Consider the following 14,204-nt stretch of genomic DNA (forward strand, 5'->3'; position numbering starts at 1 on the left):
GCAGGACTGTGGCGCTTCAGCAGGACGGAAACAGCGCTTCGGTCCTGCCAGGCGTGCTGAGTCCTGCTGTTGAACTCGGTTACGCGACGTGTCCGCGGGCGAGCGGGCGCTGGACCGTCTCGACCCAGCCGCCGCGGCCCATGAAGGGGGCGTGGATGCGGGTGCCGGAGAGCAGCTGCTCGAGATCCCGCTCGAGGGCGGGGACCTCGGCGGGCTCGGGCAGCTCGTCGACCACGCGGAGGAACTCCACGACGAGGTGGTCCGGCTGCGCGACGTCGCGACCCGCGAGACGGGTGCTGTACCCGCGCCTCCACACCTCGCGCTGCACTCGGTTGGAGTCGGCGAACGGGATGCTGCGTGGAATCACGACGCGATACGTCATGTCCGGAGGATACGCAGATGTTTCGGCGGAGTTACGTCGAATCGCACGTCTCTCGAGAGATTCATGAGAACCGTGCTATCCGGATTCGGCCCTCAGCCGGCGAGCGTCGTGTCCGTCCGCGTCGCCGCCTGCTCGTCGGAGGTGGCCGGCACGATGCCGTAGAGCGTCTCCACCGCGTCGGCGAAGCGCTCGGCCTGACCTGCGGAGGCGAGGTCCCGGGCCCTGGCCGACGGGGTGTGGACCAGCACGCCGGCCAGATGGCGCATCGCCCGCTCGACCGCCTCGGTCGACTCCCCACGGCGCCGCAGCCGCTCGAGCTCCCGGTCGACGAGGTCGAACACGTGGGCTCGGTATGCGACGACCGCGGGACTGGCCGCGGTCGCCCGCTGGTCCGCCCCGTACTCCTCCACAGCCTCCGCGATGAGGGCGCGGGCGTCGTCGGTCGCCTGCAGCTCGGGCAGCGGCGCGTGCAGGCCGATGGTCTCCAGGTCGAGCAGCGCGACGTCCGGCAGCAGCCCGACGTCCGGCTCGATGTTGCGCGGCATCCCGAGGTCCACCACGAGCTGGCGCGCGGGCTCCGCGACCACGGCACGGGCACGCCGCAGCATGTCGGCGTCGAGTATGGGCGCCGAGGCGATGCTGCACGAGATCACGAGGTCCGCGAGCGCGAGCCGGTACGGCAGCTCCGCGCGGGTGACCGCGACGACGCCCTCCCGCTGGGCGAAGCGCACCGCGCGGCCGCTCGGGGAGTACACCGCGATCTCCTCCACCCCGCGTTCGCGGAGCGCGGCGAGCGTCGCGCGCGCGTACGTGCCGGTGCCGATCAGCAGCACCCCCGTGGTGGGCCAGTCGGTGAACCGGCTGCCGGCGAGATCGAGGGCGAGCCGGACGATGTTCCTGCCGGCCGTGCCGACCATCGTGTGCTGCTGCACCGCGCTGGAGGTGCGGGAGGCGCGCTGGAAGAGGCGCTCGAGTGCGGGCGTCGTCGTCCCGAGGCTGCGCGCCGTCTCGAGCGCCCGGGAGACCTGCCCTGCGATCTCCGCTTCGCCGACGACGAGCGACTCGAGCCCGCTCGAGACCGCGAACAGATGTCCGGCGACCTCCAGCTCCTCCCGGTGCACGGCCGCGCCGGCGAGCAGGTCGCGGTCGACCCCGGCGGTCGACGTCGCGAAGTCGATCAGCGCCTCGATGCTCGCCGGGTCGCCATCGGTGTCGAGGTAGGCCTCGAAGCGGTTGCAGGTCGCCAGCAGCACCCCGCCCCGCACCTCCGGTCGCTGCTGCGCGAAGCGGGCGAGCGAGTCCGCCGAGACCGTGGCCAGCCGCTCCAGGACCTCGAACCCCGCGCTGCGGTAGTCGGCGGTCAGAGCGGTGATCACGAGCGGAGATTCTACTAGCCGTCGAATCCTGCCCGGTCGGCGTCGCGCGCAGACCGTCAGGTCGTGCGCATCCGCCGGGGGTGTCGAGCGCGACCTGGCAGGATTCCGCTCCGTGCCTGAGCAACCCGCCCTCCTGCAGGCCTTCGGCGGCGTGCGACCCGAGCGCCTCCCCGTCTGGTTCATGCGCCAGGCGGGGCGCTCGCTCCCCGAGTACCGCGCGACCCGCGCGGGCACCGCGATGCTCGACGCCTGCCTCACGCCCGACCTCGCGGCCGAGATCACGCTGCAGCCCGTTCGCCGTCACGGGGTCGATGCGGCGATCCTCTTCAGCGACATCGTCGTGCCGCTGAAGCTCGCGGGCGTCGACGTCGACATCGTGCCCGGGCGAGGCCCGGTGTTCGCGAGGCCGGTCCGTGACGCCGCCGACCTCGCGGATCTCGTCGCCCACGACCTGTCGGAGGAGCCGCTCGCGCCGATCGAGGCCGCCGTCACCCGGACCGTCGCGGCACTCGGCGACGTGCCGCTCATCGGGTTCGCGGGCGCGCCGTTCACCCTCGCGGCCTACGTGGTCGAGGGTGGCCCGTCCAAGGACCAGCTGCGCGCCAGGACGCTGATGCATGCGGACCCCGCCGCATGGCGGACGCTGACGGAGTACCTGGCCGAGATCTCGGGCGCGTTCCTCGCGGCGCAGGTGCGGGCGGGCGCCGCGGCGGTGCAGCTGTTCGACTCGTGGGCGGGCGCCCTGTCGGAGGCGGACTACCGCGCCGATGTGCTCCCGGCCTCCGCTGCGGCGCTTGCGCAGGCGGGGACGGCGGTGCCCCGCGTGCACTTCGGCACAGGGACCGCCCACCTCCTGCCCGCGATGCGGGATGCGGGCGCCGATGTGATCGGGGTCGACCACCGCATCCCGCTCGATGCCGCCTCCGCCGCGCTCGGCGGCAGCACGCCGCTGCAGGGCAACATCGACCCGGCGCTGCTCGACGCGCCGTGGCCGGTTCTCGAGCGGCACCTCGAGCAGGTGGTCGCGGCGGGCGAGGCGGCGCCGTCGCACGTGCTGAACCTGGGGCACGGCGTTCCGCCGACGACCGATCCCGGCGTGCTGACCCGCATCGTCGAGTGGGCGCACACCCGCTGATGCGGGCCGTCGTGATCGGCGGAGGCGTCGCCGGGCTGGTCGCCGCGCGCCGGCTCGCCCTCGCCGGTGCGAGCGTCGTCCTGCTCGAGGCGTCCGACCGGCTCGGCGGCCGCGTCGCGTCGACCGAGATCGGCGGGGTGCCGGTGGACAGCGGCGCGGAGAGCTTCGCCGTGCGCGGCGGCGTGGTGCGGGCGCTCGTGGAGCAGCTGGGGCTCGGCGGCGACGTGCGGGATCCGGCCGGGTCCGCGTGGGTGGCGCTCGCCGACCGCACGGTCCCCCTGCCGGCGGGCGGGCTGCTCGGTATCCCGTCGTCACCGCTCGCGACGGACGTGCGCCGGGTCATCGACACGGCCGGTTCCGTCCGGGCCTACCGGGACCGCGTGCTGCCGGTGCTGAAGGTGGGGCGGTACGAGCGGCTCGGCCCGCTCGTCCGCAGCCGGATGGGCGAGCTGGTGCTCGAGCGCCTCGTCGCACCCGTGGTGCAGAACGTCTACGGCGTGGATCCCGACGACGTCCCGATCGACGCGATCGCACCCGGGCTGAACGCGGAGATCACCCGGACGGGCTCCCTGTCCGGCGCGGTCCTCCGGCTGCGCACCGCGGCCCCGCCCGGCGCCGCGGCACAGGGCCTGGTCGGCGGGGTCCATCGGCTCGTCGCGGCGCTCACCGACGCGGTGCGCGGCCTCGGCGTCGACGTCCGGACCGGCACGGAAGCGCTCGGCATCCACCCCGCGCCGTTCGGAGGCGGGATCACCGTGACGACCGCTCGGGAGGACCTCGCGGCCGATCGCGTCGTGCTCGCCGTCGACGGCGCCGCCGCGCTCGGCCTGCTCGCCGACGCCGCACCGGACCTCGCCACGATGCCCCGCCCCGCCGTCGCCGACAGCAGGGCGGTGCTGCTGCGGATCGACGACCGCCGTCTGGACCCCGCGCCGCGGGGCACCGGCGTGCTGCGCGCTGCCGGCCGTGCGGGTGTGCAGGCGAGCGCGCTCACCCACCTCACGGCGAAGTGGCCGTGGCTGGGCGAACGCGCCGGATCGGGTCACCACCTGGTCCGGGTCGCCTACCGCGGCGCCGCTCCCGTCTCGGACGCGGTGGTGCTCGCCGATGCGTCCGCACTGCTCGGCCTCGAGGGACTGAAGCCCGCCGATCGTGCCGATGCCCTGTGGTCGGATACGGCGCCGGCACTCGCCCCGGAGACGCTCGCGATCCGGGCCGCCCTCGCGGGGGCCGAGCTGCCGCAGGGCCTGGTCGTCGCAGGATCGTGGGTCGCAGGGACGGGCTTGGCATCGGTCGTGGCGTCGGCCGAGCGCGCAGCCACGCATGGAGGCTCCTGATTATTCATCGTGAAGTTCCTGGGCACACAGTCGCCGGTCGATAGTGTGACCGCCAGCCCTTTCCGAGGAGAGAGGGACTTCCGAGCAAAGAGGTGAACCATGCAGGGTCGAGTCCTTTTCGTCGCCGGTGCAGCGATCGGCTACGTCCTCGGCGCGCGCGCCGGGCGTCGCCGCTACGACCAGATCAAGGCCACCGCTGATCGGGTCTGGAACGACAAGAACGTCCAGAAGAGCGTGAACGACGTCGTCGGCACGGTGCAGGGCTTCGTCAAGGACAAGGCGCCCGAGGTGCAGGGCGCGGTCGTCGGGCAGGCGAAGAAGGTCGTGGCGAGGGTCAAGAAGTCCGATGACGACGGCGTGCCGTCGCCGTCGATCTGACGCCGATGGCGGACGACAAGAAGGACGGCCGCAAGTCCGTATTCGGTCTGATCGGCGACCTGCCCGGCATCATCAGCACGCTGATCCGCGACGAGATCGAGCAGATCAAGCGCGAGGCGATCACCCGGCTGAAGAGCGCGGGCATCGGCATCGCCCTGTTCGCGGTCGCGGCGGTCTTCCTCTACTTTGCGGTGTTCCCGCTGATCGCGGCCGCCGTGCTGGGCATCGGCGAGGCGCTGCCGTACTGGCTCGCCGCGCTCATCGTGGGCGTGTTCCTGCTCATCATCGCGGTCGTGTTCGCTCTCATCGGGCTCTCCCGGGTGAAGAAGGGCGTTCCTCCGGTACCGAAGGAGACGATCGACAGCGTGAAAGACGACGTGAAGGCGTTCAAGGGGGTCCAGCAGTATGACCGATGACAAGGAACGCGCGCTTTCGGAGATCCGATCCGACATCGAGGCCACCCGCCAGCGGCTCGCGGAGACGCTCGACGCCATCGAGGACCGCCTGGACGTGCCGAAGCGGGTCAGGACCGCGCTGCAGGACGCGATGGATCGCCTCGACGCGCTGCGTCAGGAGCGCCCCGAGGTCGTCTACGGCGTCCTCGCCGGCATCGCCGCGCTGCTCGCGTCGGTCACCGCGCTGATCGTCCGGGCCGCCACCCGCAAGTGACACCGCTCTCCTCCGGGGTCGATGGACCCCGGAGGAGAGCGCTGTGCGCAGGCACCGATCCGCACTGAGGCACACTGTTCTCGGGCCGCGCAGTGGCGCCTCCGGAGGTGCGAACCGTGCGCCGCCCGTCGCGCGGGTCGCAGCAGCCCGCATACGACGCCTGCACTGCTGCCAGCAAGGACTGCGCGATGACGAACGGCGGCTGGGCCCTCTGGGCCGTGTTCCGCAGAGCGACCTCGGGCCAGGTGCCCGGAGACGTGTCCGCCGACCACCTGAAGACCGTGATCGCCGACCTCGAGGGGCAGGGCGTCACGACGCGCGGCGTGTACGACGTGTCGGGCCTCCGCTCGGACGCCGACGTCATGTTCTGGCTGCACGGTGACGACGCGGCTGCGCTGCAGAGCGCGCTGCGCCGGATCCGCAGAACCGCGCTCATCGCCCCCCTTCTGCCGACCTGGAGCGCGCTCGGCGTGCACCGGGATGCGGAGTTCTCGACGAGCCACGTGCCCGGGTTCCTGCGCGGTGAGCGGGCTCGCGACTGGCTGTCGGTCTATCCGTTCGTCCGCGGGTACGACTGGTACGTGCTGCCGGAGGAGGACCGCAGGCGCATGCTCGCCGACCACGGCAGGAAGGGTGCGGCCTTCACCTCGGTCGTCGCCAACACCGTGGCCGCGTTCGCGCTCGGCGACTACGAGTGGATCCTCCCGATGGAGTCCGATTCGCTGACCGATCTGGTCGACATGATGCGCGCGCTCCGGGCGACGGAGGCGCGTCTGCACGTGAACGAGGAGACCCCGTTCTTCACCGGCCGCCGAATCGGCCTCGACGAGCTGCCCGAGGTGCTGTCATGACCATCGTCAACCTGAACGCCGTCCGGAACGCGAGCGAGCCCGCTTCCTCCGGACCGGAGTACGTGACCGAACCCGTCGACTACGACGGGATCCTGCTCGCGAGCTTCGGCGGGCCCGAGGGGCAGGACGACGTCATCCCGTTCCTCCGCAACGTCACGCGGGGCCGCGGCATCCCGGACGAGCGCCTCGAGGAGGTCGCCCACCACTACCGGCACTTCGGTGGCGTGTCCCCCATCAACGCGCAGAACCGCGCGCTGAAGGCGGCGCTCGAGACCGAGCTGGCCGCACGAGGCGTGGACCTGCCGGTCTACTGGGGCAACCGGAACTGGGGCCCCTACCTGGCGGACACGCTGCGCGAGGCGGCCGAAGCCGGGTCGACGCGCCTGATCGCGGTCGCCACCAGCGCGTACAGCTCCTACTCCTCCTGCCGCCAGTACCGGGAGGACTTCGCGCGCGAGCTCGACGCCACCGGGCTCGCCGACACGATGGTGATCGACAAGGTGGGGCAGTACTTCGACCACCCCGGGTTCGTGGGGCCGTTCGTCGCCGGTGTCGAGGACGGGCTGCGCGAGCTCGAGCAGCGCGTGCCGGGTATCGACCTCGCCACGCAGGCGCACGTGCTGTTCTGCACGCACTCGATCCCGACGGGCGACGCCGATCGAAGCGGTCCCGCCGCCCGCGGCTTCGGCGAGGGCGGCGCCTACGCGGCTCAGCACCGCGCCGTCGCGGAGGTCGTGATGGCGCGCGCCGGGCGCGACGTGCCCTGGGATCTCGTCTTCCAGTCCCGCAGCGGCCCGCCGACCCAGCCGTGGCTCGAGCCCGACGTGAACGACGCGCTGCGGCAGCTCGCCGCCGACGGCATCCGGGCGGTGCTCCTCGTGCCGCTCGGCTTCGTCTCCGACCACATGGAGGTCATGTGGGATCTCGACGAGGAGGCGACGGAGACGGCGCAGGAGCTCGGGATCGTCTCCGTGCGCACCCCGACCCCCGGCGTCGACCCGGCGTACGTCGCCGGGCTCGTCGACCTCGTCCTCGAGCGCGTGCACGGGACGCCTCCCTCCGCCCGCACGCGCGAGACGGGCCTCGGGCCCTGGTACGACGTCTGCCGGCGCGGTTGCTGTGAGAACGCGCGCCTGGGCTTCCGGCCCGCGGTAGCGGGTCTTCTCCCGTGACGGTGCGGCTCGGCACCAGGGGGAGCGCGCTCGCGCTCGCCCAGGCCGGGCTCGTCCGCGACGCCATCGCGATGCTCGGCGAGCACTGCGAGCTGGTCACGGTGACCACCGTCGGCGACGTCTCGAAGGCGTCGCTCGCGCAGATCGGCGGCACCGGCGTCTTCGCCGGTGCCCTGCGCACGGCCCTCACGGCCGGCGACGTCGACCTCGTCGTGCACTCCCTGAAGGACCTGCCCATCGCTCCCGCCCCCGGGCTCGTCGTCGCGGGGATCCCGCAGCGGGAGGACGCCCGCGACGCGCTCTGCGCCCGGGACGGGCTCGGACTCCAAGCGCTGCCTCCCGGTGCCGTGGTCGGCACCGGGTCGCCCAGACGGGTCGCGCAGCTGCTCGACCGACGACCCGATCTGCAGGTCGTCGACCTCAGGGGCAACGTCGACACCCGCCTCCGCCAGGTCCGGGACGGGCACCTCGATGCGGTCGTGCTGTCCCGGGCGGGGCTGGCGCGACTCGGCCGGCTCGACGCGGTGACGGAGGTGCTGCCGCTCGACGCCTGGCCCACCGCAGCCGGCCAGGGTGCGCTCGCGCTCGAGGTGCGGGAGGCGGACGCGGACCCCGCGACGGGCCTGGGCAGGATCGTCGAGGCGCTGACCGACCCAGCGGCCGCCGACGGCGCGATCGCCGAGCGCCGCGTGCTCGGGCTGCTCGAAGCGGGCTGCGCGGCACCGATCGGCGTCGCCAGCGAGGTCGGCGCGACGCACGCCGTGCTGTGGGCGAGCGTGCACCGGCCCGGCGGCCGCGAGCGGCTCGACCGCCGTCGCGCGGTCGACTACCCCGCTGGGGGCCGAGCGGCTGCCCTCATCGCCGCCGCCGAGGACCTGACGAGGGAGCTGCTCGACGCCGGTGCGGCGCGGCTCGCACCGCTCGGAGCGGCGTCGTGACGACGACGAAGCCGCTGCGCGGGTGGCGCGTGCTCGTGCCCCGCGGGGGTCCGTGGGGTCACGGCGTCGCAGCCGAGCTGCGGTCCCGCGGCGCGGTCCCGGTCGTCGCCCCCTCCATCAACTTCGCCGGCACCGCCGACGAGCCGGCGCTGAACGAGGCGGTCGCGCGCCTCGCGGCCGGCGAGTACGACTGGATGTCGGTCACGAGCGCCACCACGGTCGACGTGCTCGCCGCGCACCGGGTCGAGATCCCCGAACGCACCCGCATCGCCGCTGTGGGCGAGACCACCGCGGCGGCGCTCGGCGCGGCGGGATACGGCGTCGACTTCGTGCCGCGCCGGGACAACTCGGCGAGCGGGCTGCTCGCGGAGTGGTCCGAGGCGACCGATGGCATCGTGCCCCTGCGGATCCTCGCGCTGCGCAGCGACATCGCGAAGCCCGTGCTCACCGACGGGCTCCGGGCCGCCGGGCACGACGTCGACTCCGTCATCGCCTACCGCACCGTCGGCGTGCCGATCGCGCCGGACACGGTCGCCGCGGTCGCGTCCGGACAGTTCGACGCCATCCTGATCACCTCGGGCAGCGTCGCGAACCAGATCTCCGTGCAGATCGGCCTCGTGCCGTCGCGGACCGTGATCGCGTGCATCGGACCCCGGACCGCCGTCGACGCCGAGGCCGCCGGCCTCCGCGTCGATCTCGTCGCCCGCTCGCGCAGCAGCGAATCGCTCATCGACACCCTCGAAGAGCTCGCCGCGCACCGATCGGTGCAGGGACCGCTGCAATGACCCAGGTGATCCGGCCCCGACGCCTCCGGCAGACGTCCGCGGTCCGTCGACTCGTCGCCGAGACCCGCCTGGATCCCGCCCAGCTGGTGCTGCCGATGTTCGTGCGCGAGGGCCTCGCCGAGCCGAGGGCGATCGAGTCGATGCCCGGCGTGCAGCACCACTCGATCGACAGCCTGCGCCGCGCGGTCACCGCCGCGGCGGAGACCGGCGTCGGCGGGGTGATGCTCTACGGCGTTCCCGAGACCCGCGACGCGGTCGGCTCGGGCGGCACCGACCCGGACGGCATCCTGAACGTCGCCACCCGCGCGGTGGCGGAGGAGGTCGGCGACGCGCTGGTCGTGCAGACCGACCTGTGCCTCGACGAGTTCACGGACCACGGCCACTGCGGCGTGCTGGCGGCCGACGGCTCGGTCGACAACGACGCGACCCTCCTCCGCTACCAGGAGATGGCGCTGGCGCAGGCCGCCGCCGGATCGCGGATGCTCGGGCTGTCCGGGATGATGGACGGCCAGGTCGCGGCGGTGCGCGCGGCGCTCGACGGCGCCGGCCGGGCGGACGTGCTGGTGCTGGCCTACTCGGCGAAGTACGCCTCGTCGCTGTACGGGCCGTTCCGAGACGCGGTCGAGTCGACGCTGCAGGGCGACCGCCGGACCTACCAGCTCGACCCGGCGAACCGGCGGGAGGGGCGCCGGGAGGCCGTCCTCGACATCGAGGAGGGCGCGGACGTCGTGATGGTCAAGCCCGCGTCGTTCTACCTCGACGTGCTGGCCGACGTCGCGGCCGCAAGCCCCGTGCCGGTGTGGGCGTACCAGGTGTCGGGCGAGTACGCGATGATCGAGGCCGCCGCCGCCAACGGCTGGATCGACCGCGATCGCACGATCCTCGAGTCCATCACCGCGATCCGCCGCGCCGGAGCCGACGCGGTGCTCACCTACTGGGCTGCGGAGGTGGCGGGATGGCTGCGGACCCGGTGACCTCGACCGCGGGGGCGCATCTCGCGGACGCGCCGGATGCGGAAGGCGCGGTGGCGCCGGTGCAGGAGGCGTTCGACGGCAACGCGCGCCTCTTCGAGCGCGCGCAGCGGCGGATCCCCGGCGGCGTCAACTCCCCCGTCCGCGCCTACCGGTCCGTCGGCGGCGCGCCCCGCTTCATCCGGCGCGCCTCCGGTCCCTACGTCTACGACGCGGAGGACCGGGAGTACGTCGACCTCGTCGCGAGCTGGGGTCCCGCGCTGCTCGGGCACGGCAACCCCGCCGTGGTGGCGGCGGTGAAGGCGGCGGCGGATCGCGGGCTGTCCTTCGGCGCCCCGACGGAGGGCGAGGTGGAGCTGGCCGAGCTCGTGCACGAGCGCGTGCACCGCGACGGCCGCTCCCCGATCGAGCGCCTCCGGCTCGTGTCGACCGGCACCGAGGCGACGATGACCGCGGTGCGGCTCGCGCGCGGCGCGACCGACCGGCCGCTGATCGTGAAGTTCGCCGGGCACTACCACGGGCACTCCGACGGCCTGCTCGCGGATGCCGGGTCGGGCGTCGCGACGCTCGCGCTGCCCTCCTCCGCCGGCGTGCCCGCCGAGATCGCCGCGCAGACGCTCGTGCTGCCGTACAACGACGAGTCCGCGCTGCGCCTGGCGTTCGAGCGCCACCCCGGCCGGATCGCCGCGGTGATCACGGAGGCGGCGGCCGCGAACATGGGCGTCGTCGCTCCGGACGCCGGGTTCAACCGCGTGCTCGTCGACGTCGCGCACGCGCACGGCGCCCTCGTCATCCTGGACGAGGTGCTGACCGGCTTCCGCGTGCACGCGGGCGGCTGGTGGGCGCTCGACCCCGCCGGCGCCGTCGACGTCGACCTGATCGCCTTCGGCAAGGTCATCGGCGGAGGGCTGCCGCTCGCGGCCCTCGGCGGCCGTGCCTCGGTGATGGATCTGCTCGCCCCCCTCGGTCCCGTCTACCAGGCGGGCACCCTCTCCGGGAACCCGCTCGCCGTGGCTGCGGGCCTCGCCACCCTGCGTGCGGCCGACGACGCCGTCTACGCGCGCGTCGATGCCGCGGCGGACCGGGTCGTCGCCGCGGTCACCGGCGCGCTGTCGGAGGCGGGCGTGCAGCACGCGATCGGCCGGGCGGGCAACCTGTTCAGCGTCGCGTTCGGGCTGACCGCCCCGCCGCGCGATTACGACGAGGTCCGGGCGCAGGAGGCGTGGCGGCACGCGCCGTTCTTCCACGCGCTGCTGGAGCAGGGCGTCAGCCTGCCGCCGTCGGTCTTCGAGGCGTGGTTCCTGACCGCCGCGCACGACGACCGGGCGCTGAGCCGCGTGGAGGAGGCCCTCCCCGCGGCCGCCCGAGCCGCGGCCGCCGCGACCCCTCGTGCCTGACGCGGACTTGCCACTCGACGCCCTTCTGAACGCCGATTCGGGGCATCCAGTGGCAAGTCCGCGTTACCGGGTGGGCGCCTCCGGGCTCCCCCTCCGCACCAGCAGGAGGCGCCGTCGCCGCCGCCCGTGAGCGCGTGCTCGACGAGCGCGAACCGGTCGGCGGTCGTGGGCACGACCCGCACCTGGGCGCTCACCGCTCGAGGTCGACCACGACGCGGCCCCGCACCCGGCCGGCGAGCACGTCGGCGGCGGCGGCCGGCGCCTCCTGGAGCGTCACCGTGCGCTCGATCAGCCGGTCGACGACGTCACCGTCGATCCGGGCCGCGAGCAGGTCCCAGGCCTCGGTCCGGACGGATGGGAGCAGATCGACCGAGAAGATCCCGGCGAGCGTGACGCCGCGCAGGATGAACGGCAGCACCGTGCCGGGCAGGTCGGGGGAGCCGGCGAGCCCGCACGCGGCGACGATCCCGCCCGGGACCGTCTGCGCGATCGCGTTCACGAGGGCCCCGCCGCCCACCGAGTCGACGACGCCAGCCCACCGCGCCGACTGCAGCGGACGACCCGGTTCCGCGGGGAGGCGGTCGACGACCTCCGTGGCGCCGAGCCCTCGGAGGTGGTCGCCGATCGTCGCCGCGCGGCCGGTCGCGGCGTGCACCTCCACGCCGGCGGCCGCCAGCAGGGCGATCGTGAACCCGCCGACCCCTCCGCCGGCGCCGGTCACGAGGACCGGGCCGCCGGGCGGGCCCGCGCGCTCCAGCGCGAGGACGGCGAGCGCGGCGGTGACGCCGGCCGTCCCGATCGCGGCGGCCTGCCTCGGTGAGAACACGTCCGGCACCCGCACGGCGGTCGACGCGTCGATGGCGGTCCGTTCGGCGAGGCCGCCGTCCCGCCGCTCACCGAGCCCGGTCCCTGTCACGACGAGCACCTCGCCGTCGGCGCCGCGGCCGACCACGTCGATGCCCGGCACCAGCGGGAGCGCCCGGAGCACGCCGGGGCGCCCGGCCAGGGCGAGGGCGTCCTTGTAGTTGAGCGACGACCACATCCCGGTGAGGACCGTGCCCTCCGGATCGGGGTGCTCCGCGAGGGAGGCGGGGACGCCCTTCTCGGTCGCGACCAGGGCGCGCATGCTCAGGAGTCGAGGTCCACGATCCGCGCCTCGCCGACGCTCGGACGGCCTCCTGTCACCGCGGCCTTCACGTACTTCAGCAGCACGAGCGGCTTCGGGTCGTCGCTCGCCCAGTACTCCGCCGTGTGGGCGGTGACCTTGAGCAGTGCGACCTTCGGGTCGGCCCTGCCCTGCTCGAACCACGCCTGCGCTCCGGTGTCCCAGAGCTCGTCGATCTTCGCGGCATCCGTGACGATCTCCGCCTCGCCGGCGAGCGACACCCACCCCTTGCCCGACTCGAGCGCGACGTTGACCTGCGGGTTCGAGCGGATCTCGTCCGTCTTGTGGGACGGGTCCTCGGTGAAGAACCAGAGGTCGCCGTCGAACTCGCGCTCCTTCACCGCCATCGGGCGGCTCACGAGGTGCCCCTCCTCGTTCACGGTCGTGATGATCCCGATCCGGGCCTTGCCGATGAGTACCTGGAGCTGCTCGAGCTCGTCTGTCGTCGCCATTCGCCGGACGCTAGTCGGGGAGCCTCGACAGTCGCTGGACCGGTCGACGGGGATCCGCACCGACGTCGAACGACACCGCTGTGGTTCTTATGCTGTTCCCGTGCGGGGGACAGCGATCCCGGCGGCCCACGGGTCGCCGGCGGTGCGGACCGTCTACGCGCCCGCCGAGCCGGTCGAGCTGCTCGCCACGGTCCGGGTGCTGCGACGCGGCGCGGGCGACCCCACCTTCCGGCGGGAGATCGACTGTCCCGTCGTCTGGAGGACCGTCAGGACGCCGGCAGGCGGTGCGACGCTGCGGCTCGCCCAGCACGCCGACGGCTCGGTCCACGCCTACGCCTGGGGCGACGGCGCCGAGTGGGCGATCGACGGCGTGCCCGAGCTGCTCGGCGCGGGCGACGACTGGAGCGGGCTCGACGTCGCGGCCGTGCCGCTGCTCGCCGAGACGCATCGGCGGCACCCCGGCCTGCGACTCACCCGGTGCCGGCAGGTCGTCGAGATGCTCGTCGCCGCGATCCTCGAGCAGAAGGTCGCGACCGTCGACGCGCATCGCGCGTGGGCCTGGCTGATCCGGCGCCACGGCGAGGCGGCGCCCGGACCCGCGCCGGACGGCATGCGGGTGCCGCCGCCCGTGCAGACCTGGCGGCGCATCCCCTCCTGGGACTGGCATCGCGCCGGTGTCGACCCGAAGCGGTCCGCCGCGGTGATGGCGGCGACCGCGGTGGGACCCGGCCTCGAGCGCACCCTCGCGCTCGGCCGCGGTGGTGCGGAGGTCGCGAAGCGGCTCAGGAGCGTGCCGGGCGTCGGCATCTGGACCTCGGCCGAGACGACCCAGCGCTCGCACGGCGACCCGGACGCGCCGAGCTTCGGCGACCTGCACCTGCCCGGCATCGTCGGCACCGCGCTGATCGGCGAGAAGGTCGACGACGCGGGGATGCTCGAGCTGCTCGAGCCCTGGCGCGGCGACCGGCAGCGGGTGATGCGCCTGATCGTCGCCTCGGGCGTCGCCGTCCCCCGCCGCGCCCAGCGCCTGGCCCCGCAGGATCACCGCTTCCACTGACTTTTCGCGGATCAGGCCCGTTTCGCGACGCGCCGCATCAGGCGCGCCCTCGAACGGCGTGGCGTCGAAACCAGCCTGAACGGCGAAAAGTGGTCAGACGGCGGGGCGGGTCGGGGAGGTGAGCTGCGCCGGAGGGAGG

At 73.9% G+C, this 14,204-nt stretch carries 16 protein-coding genes; 12 read left to right on the forward strand and 4 right to left on the reverse strand.

Annotation, left to right across the window (positions count from 1 at the left end; genetic code table 11):
• Positions 1 to 79 precede the first annotated feature (79 nt).
• Together ACFE67_RS01555 and ACFE67_RS01560 are read right to left on the reverse strand one after the other, a co-directional pair.
• Positions 80 to 382 carry a hypothetical protein gene (locus tag ACFE67_RS01555; RefSeq protein WP_375405110.1) on the reverse strand — a complete coding sequence of 101 codons (303 nt, stop codon included), beginning with the start codon at positions 380 to 382 and terminating at the stop codon, positions 80 to 82.
• Positions 383 to 474: 92 nt separating this feature from the next.
• Complete coding sequence (locus tag ACFE67_RS01560) at positions 475 to 1,758, reverse strand: glutamyl-tRNA reductase (protein ID WP_375405111.1); 1,284 nt, start codon at positions 1,756 to 1,758, stop codon at positions 475 to 477.
• Positions 1,759 to 1,870: 112 nt separating this feature from the next.
• Between ACFE67_RS01560 and hemE the strand changes: the two genes are divergently transcribed.
• From hemE to ACFE67_RS01615, 11 genes are all read left to right on the forward strand, one after another.
• Positions 1,871 to 2,893: a uroporphyrinogen decarboxylase gene (gene hemE / locus ACFE67_RS01565; RefSeq protein ID WP_375405112.1), complete on the forward strand. Its 1,023-nt coding sequence runs from the start codon at positions 1,871 to 1,873 to the stop codon at positions 2,891 to 2,893.
• Positions 2,875 to 4,230 (forward strand): protoporphyrinogen/coproporphyrinogen oxidase, encoded by a 1,356-nt coding sequence (locus ACFE67_RS01570; protein ID WP_375405113.1) that lies wholly within the window; start codon positions 2,875 to 2,877, stop codon positions 4,228 to 4,230. The genes hemE and ACFE67_RS01570 overlap by 19 nt, the downstream gene beginning before the upstream one ends.
• A gap of 99 nt (positions 4,231 to 4,329) precedes the next feature.
• Positions 4,330 to 4,608 (forward strand): hypothetical protein, encoded by a 279-nt coding sequence (locus ACFE67_RS01575; RefSeq protein ID WP_375405114.1) that lies wholly within the window; start codon positions 4,330 to 4,332, stop codon positions 4,606 to 4,608.
• Positions 4,609 to 4,613: 5 nt separating this feature from the next.
• Positions 4,614 to 5,024 carry a phage holin family protein gene (locus ACFE67_RS01580; protein ID WP_375405115.1) on the forward strand — a complete coding sequence of 137 codons (411 nt, stop codon included), beginning with the start codon at positions 4,614 to 4,616 and terminating at the stop codon, positions 5,022 to 5,024.
• The gene (locus tag ACFE67_RS01585) at positions 5,014 to 5,277 is read left to right on the forward strand and encodes a DUF3618 domain-containing protein (protein WP_375405116.1); all 264 of its coding nucleotides are present in this window, start codon (positions 5,014 to 5,016) and stop codon (positions 5,275 to 5,277) included. Before ACFE67_RS01580 ends, ACFE67_RS01585 begins: the two co-directional genes overlap by 11 nt.
• A 188-nt stretch (positions 5,278 to 5,465) precedes the next feature.
• Positions 5,466 to 6,128 (forward strand): hydrogen peroxide-dependent heme synthase, encoded by a 663-nt coding sequence (hemQ, locus tag ACFE67_RS01590; RefSeq protein WP_375405117.1) that lies wholly within the window; start codon positions 5,466 to 5,468, stop codon positions 6,126 to 6,128.
• A complete protein-coding gene (locus tag ACFE67_RS01595) occupies positions 6,125 to 7,300 on the forward strand; it encodes a ferrochelatase (RefSeq protein WP_375405118.1) in 1,176 nt (391 codons plus the stop codon). Before hemQ ends, ACFE67_RS01595 begins: the two co-directional genes overlap by 4 nt.
• The gene (gene hemC, locus ACFE67_RS01600) at positions 7,297 to 8,238 is read left to right on the forward strand and encodes a hydroxymethylbilane synthase (protein ID WP_375405119.1); all 942 of its coding nucleotides are present in this window, start codon (positions 7,297 to 7,299) and stop codon (positions 8,236 to 8,238) included. The genes ACFE67_RS01595 and hemC overlap by 4 nt, the downstream gene beginning before the upstream one ends.
• Positions 8,235 to 9,023: a uroporphyrinogen-III synthase gene (locus ACFE67_RS01605; RefSeq protein WP_375405120.1), complete on the forward strand. Its 789-nt coding sequence runs from the start codon at positions 8,235 to 8,237 to the stop codon at positions 9,021 to 9,023. Before hemC ends, ACFE67_RS01605 begins: the two co-directional genes overlap by 4 nt.
• Entirely contained in the window at positions 9,020 to 9,997 is a 978-nt protein-coding gene (gene hemB / locus ACFE67_RS01610; protein WP_375405121.1) for a porphobilinogen synthase, read from the forward strand. Before ACFE67_RS01605 ends, hemB begins: the two co-directional genes overlap by 4 nt.
• Complete coding sequence (locus tag ACFE67_RS01615) at positions 9,979 to 11,391, forward strand: glutamate-1-semialdehyde 2,1-aminomutase (RefSeq protein ID WP_375405122.1); 1,413 nt, start codon at positions 9,979 to 9,981, stop codon at positions 11,389 to 11,391. Before hemB ends, ACFE67_RS01615 begins: the two co-directional genes overlap by 19 nt.
• Before the next feature lie 190 nt (positions 11,392 to 11,581).
• Here the strand turns inward: ACFE67_RS01615 and ACFE67_RS01620 are convergent, their stop codons facing one another.
• Both ACFE67_RS01620 and ACFE67_RS01625 read right to left on the reverse strand, forming a co-directional pair.
• Positions 11,582 to 12,517 (reverse strand): zinc-binding dehydrogenase, encoded by a 936-nt coding sequence (locus ACFE67_RS01620; RefSeq protein WP_375405123.1) that lies wholly within the window; start codon positions 12,515 to 12,517, stop codon positions 11,582 to 11,584.
• A 2-nt stretch (positions 12,518 to 12,519) separates the two neighbouring features.
• The gene (locus tag ACFE67_RS01625; RefSeq protein ID WP_375405124.1) at positions 12,520 to 13,008 is read right to left on the reverse strand and encodes a pyridoxamine 5'-phosphate oxidase family protein; all 489 of its coding nucleotides are present in this window, start codon (positions 13,006 to 13,008) and stop codon (positions 12,520 to 12,522) included.
• Between the two features lie 100 nt (positions 13,009 to 13,108).
• Between ACFE67_RS01625 and ACFE67_RS01630 the strand changes: the two genes are divergently transcribed.
• On the forward strand, positions 13,109 to 14,065 hold the full coding sequence (locus ACFE67_RS01630; RefSeq protein ID WP_375405125.1) for a DNA-3-methyladenine glycosylase family protein: 957 nt from the start codon (positions 13,109 to 13,111) through the stop codon (positions 14,063 to 14,065).
• Positions 14,066 to 14,204: the final 139 nt, after the last annotated feature.

It is taken from the genome of uncultured Amnibacterium sp. (genome assembly GCF_964244015.1).
In the GTDB taxonomy this organism is placed as follows: Bacteria; Actinomycetota; Actinomycetes; order Actinomycetales; family Microbacteriaceae; genus Amnibacterium.

What these genes read in the sequence shown, in the direction of transcription:
- hemQ (WP_375405117.1), top strand. Translation starts at nt 5,466, where the DNA reads ATGACGAACGGCGGCTGGGCCCTCTGGGCCGTGTTCCGCAGAGCGACC.
- ACFE67_RS01615 (WP_375405122.1), top strand. Translation starts at nt 9,979, where the DNA reads ATGGCTGCGGACCCGGTGACCTCGACCGCGGGGGCGCATCTCGCGGAC.
- ACFE67_RS01620 (WP_375405123.1), bottom strand. Translation starts at nt 12,517, where the DNA reads ATGCGCGCCCTGGTCGCGACCGAGAAGGGCGTCCCCGCCTCCCTCGCG.
- ACFE67_RS01580 (WP_375405115.1), top strand. Translation starts at nt 4,614, where the DNA reads ATGGCGGACGACAAGAAGGACGGCCGCAAGTCCGTATTCGGTCTGATC.
- ACFE67_RS01555 (WP_375405110.1), bottom strand. Translation starts at nt 382, where the DNA reads ATGACGTATCGCGTCGTGATTCCACGCAGCATCCCGTTCGCCGACTCC.
- hemB (WP_375405121.1), top strand. Translation starts at nt 9,020, where the DNA reads ATGACCCAGGTGATCCGGCCCCGACGCCTCCGGCAGACGTCCGCGGTC.
- ACFE67_RS01595 (WP_375405118.1), top strand. Translation starts at nt 6,125, where the DNA reads ATGACCATCGTCAACCTGAACGCCGTCCGGAACGCGAGCGAGCCCGCT.
- ACFE67_RS01585 (WP_375405116.1), top strand. Translation starts at nt 5,014, where the DNA reads ATGACCGATGACAAGGAACGCGCGCTTTCGGAGATCCGATCCGACATC.
- ACFE67_RS01575 (WP_375405114.1), top strand. Translation starts at nt 4,330, where the DNA reads ATGCAGGGTCGAGTCCTTTTCGTCGCCGGTGCAGCGATCGGCTACGTC.
- ACFE67_RS01625 (WP_375405124.1), bottom strand. Translation starts at nt 13,008, where the DNA reads ATGGCGACGACAGACGAGCTCGAGCAGCTCCAGGTACTCATCGGCAAG.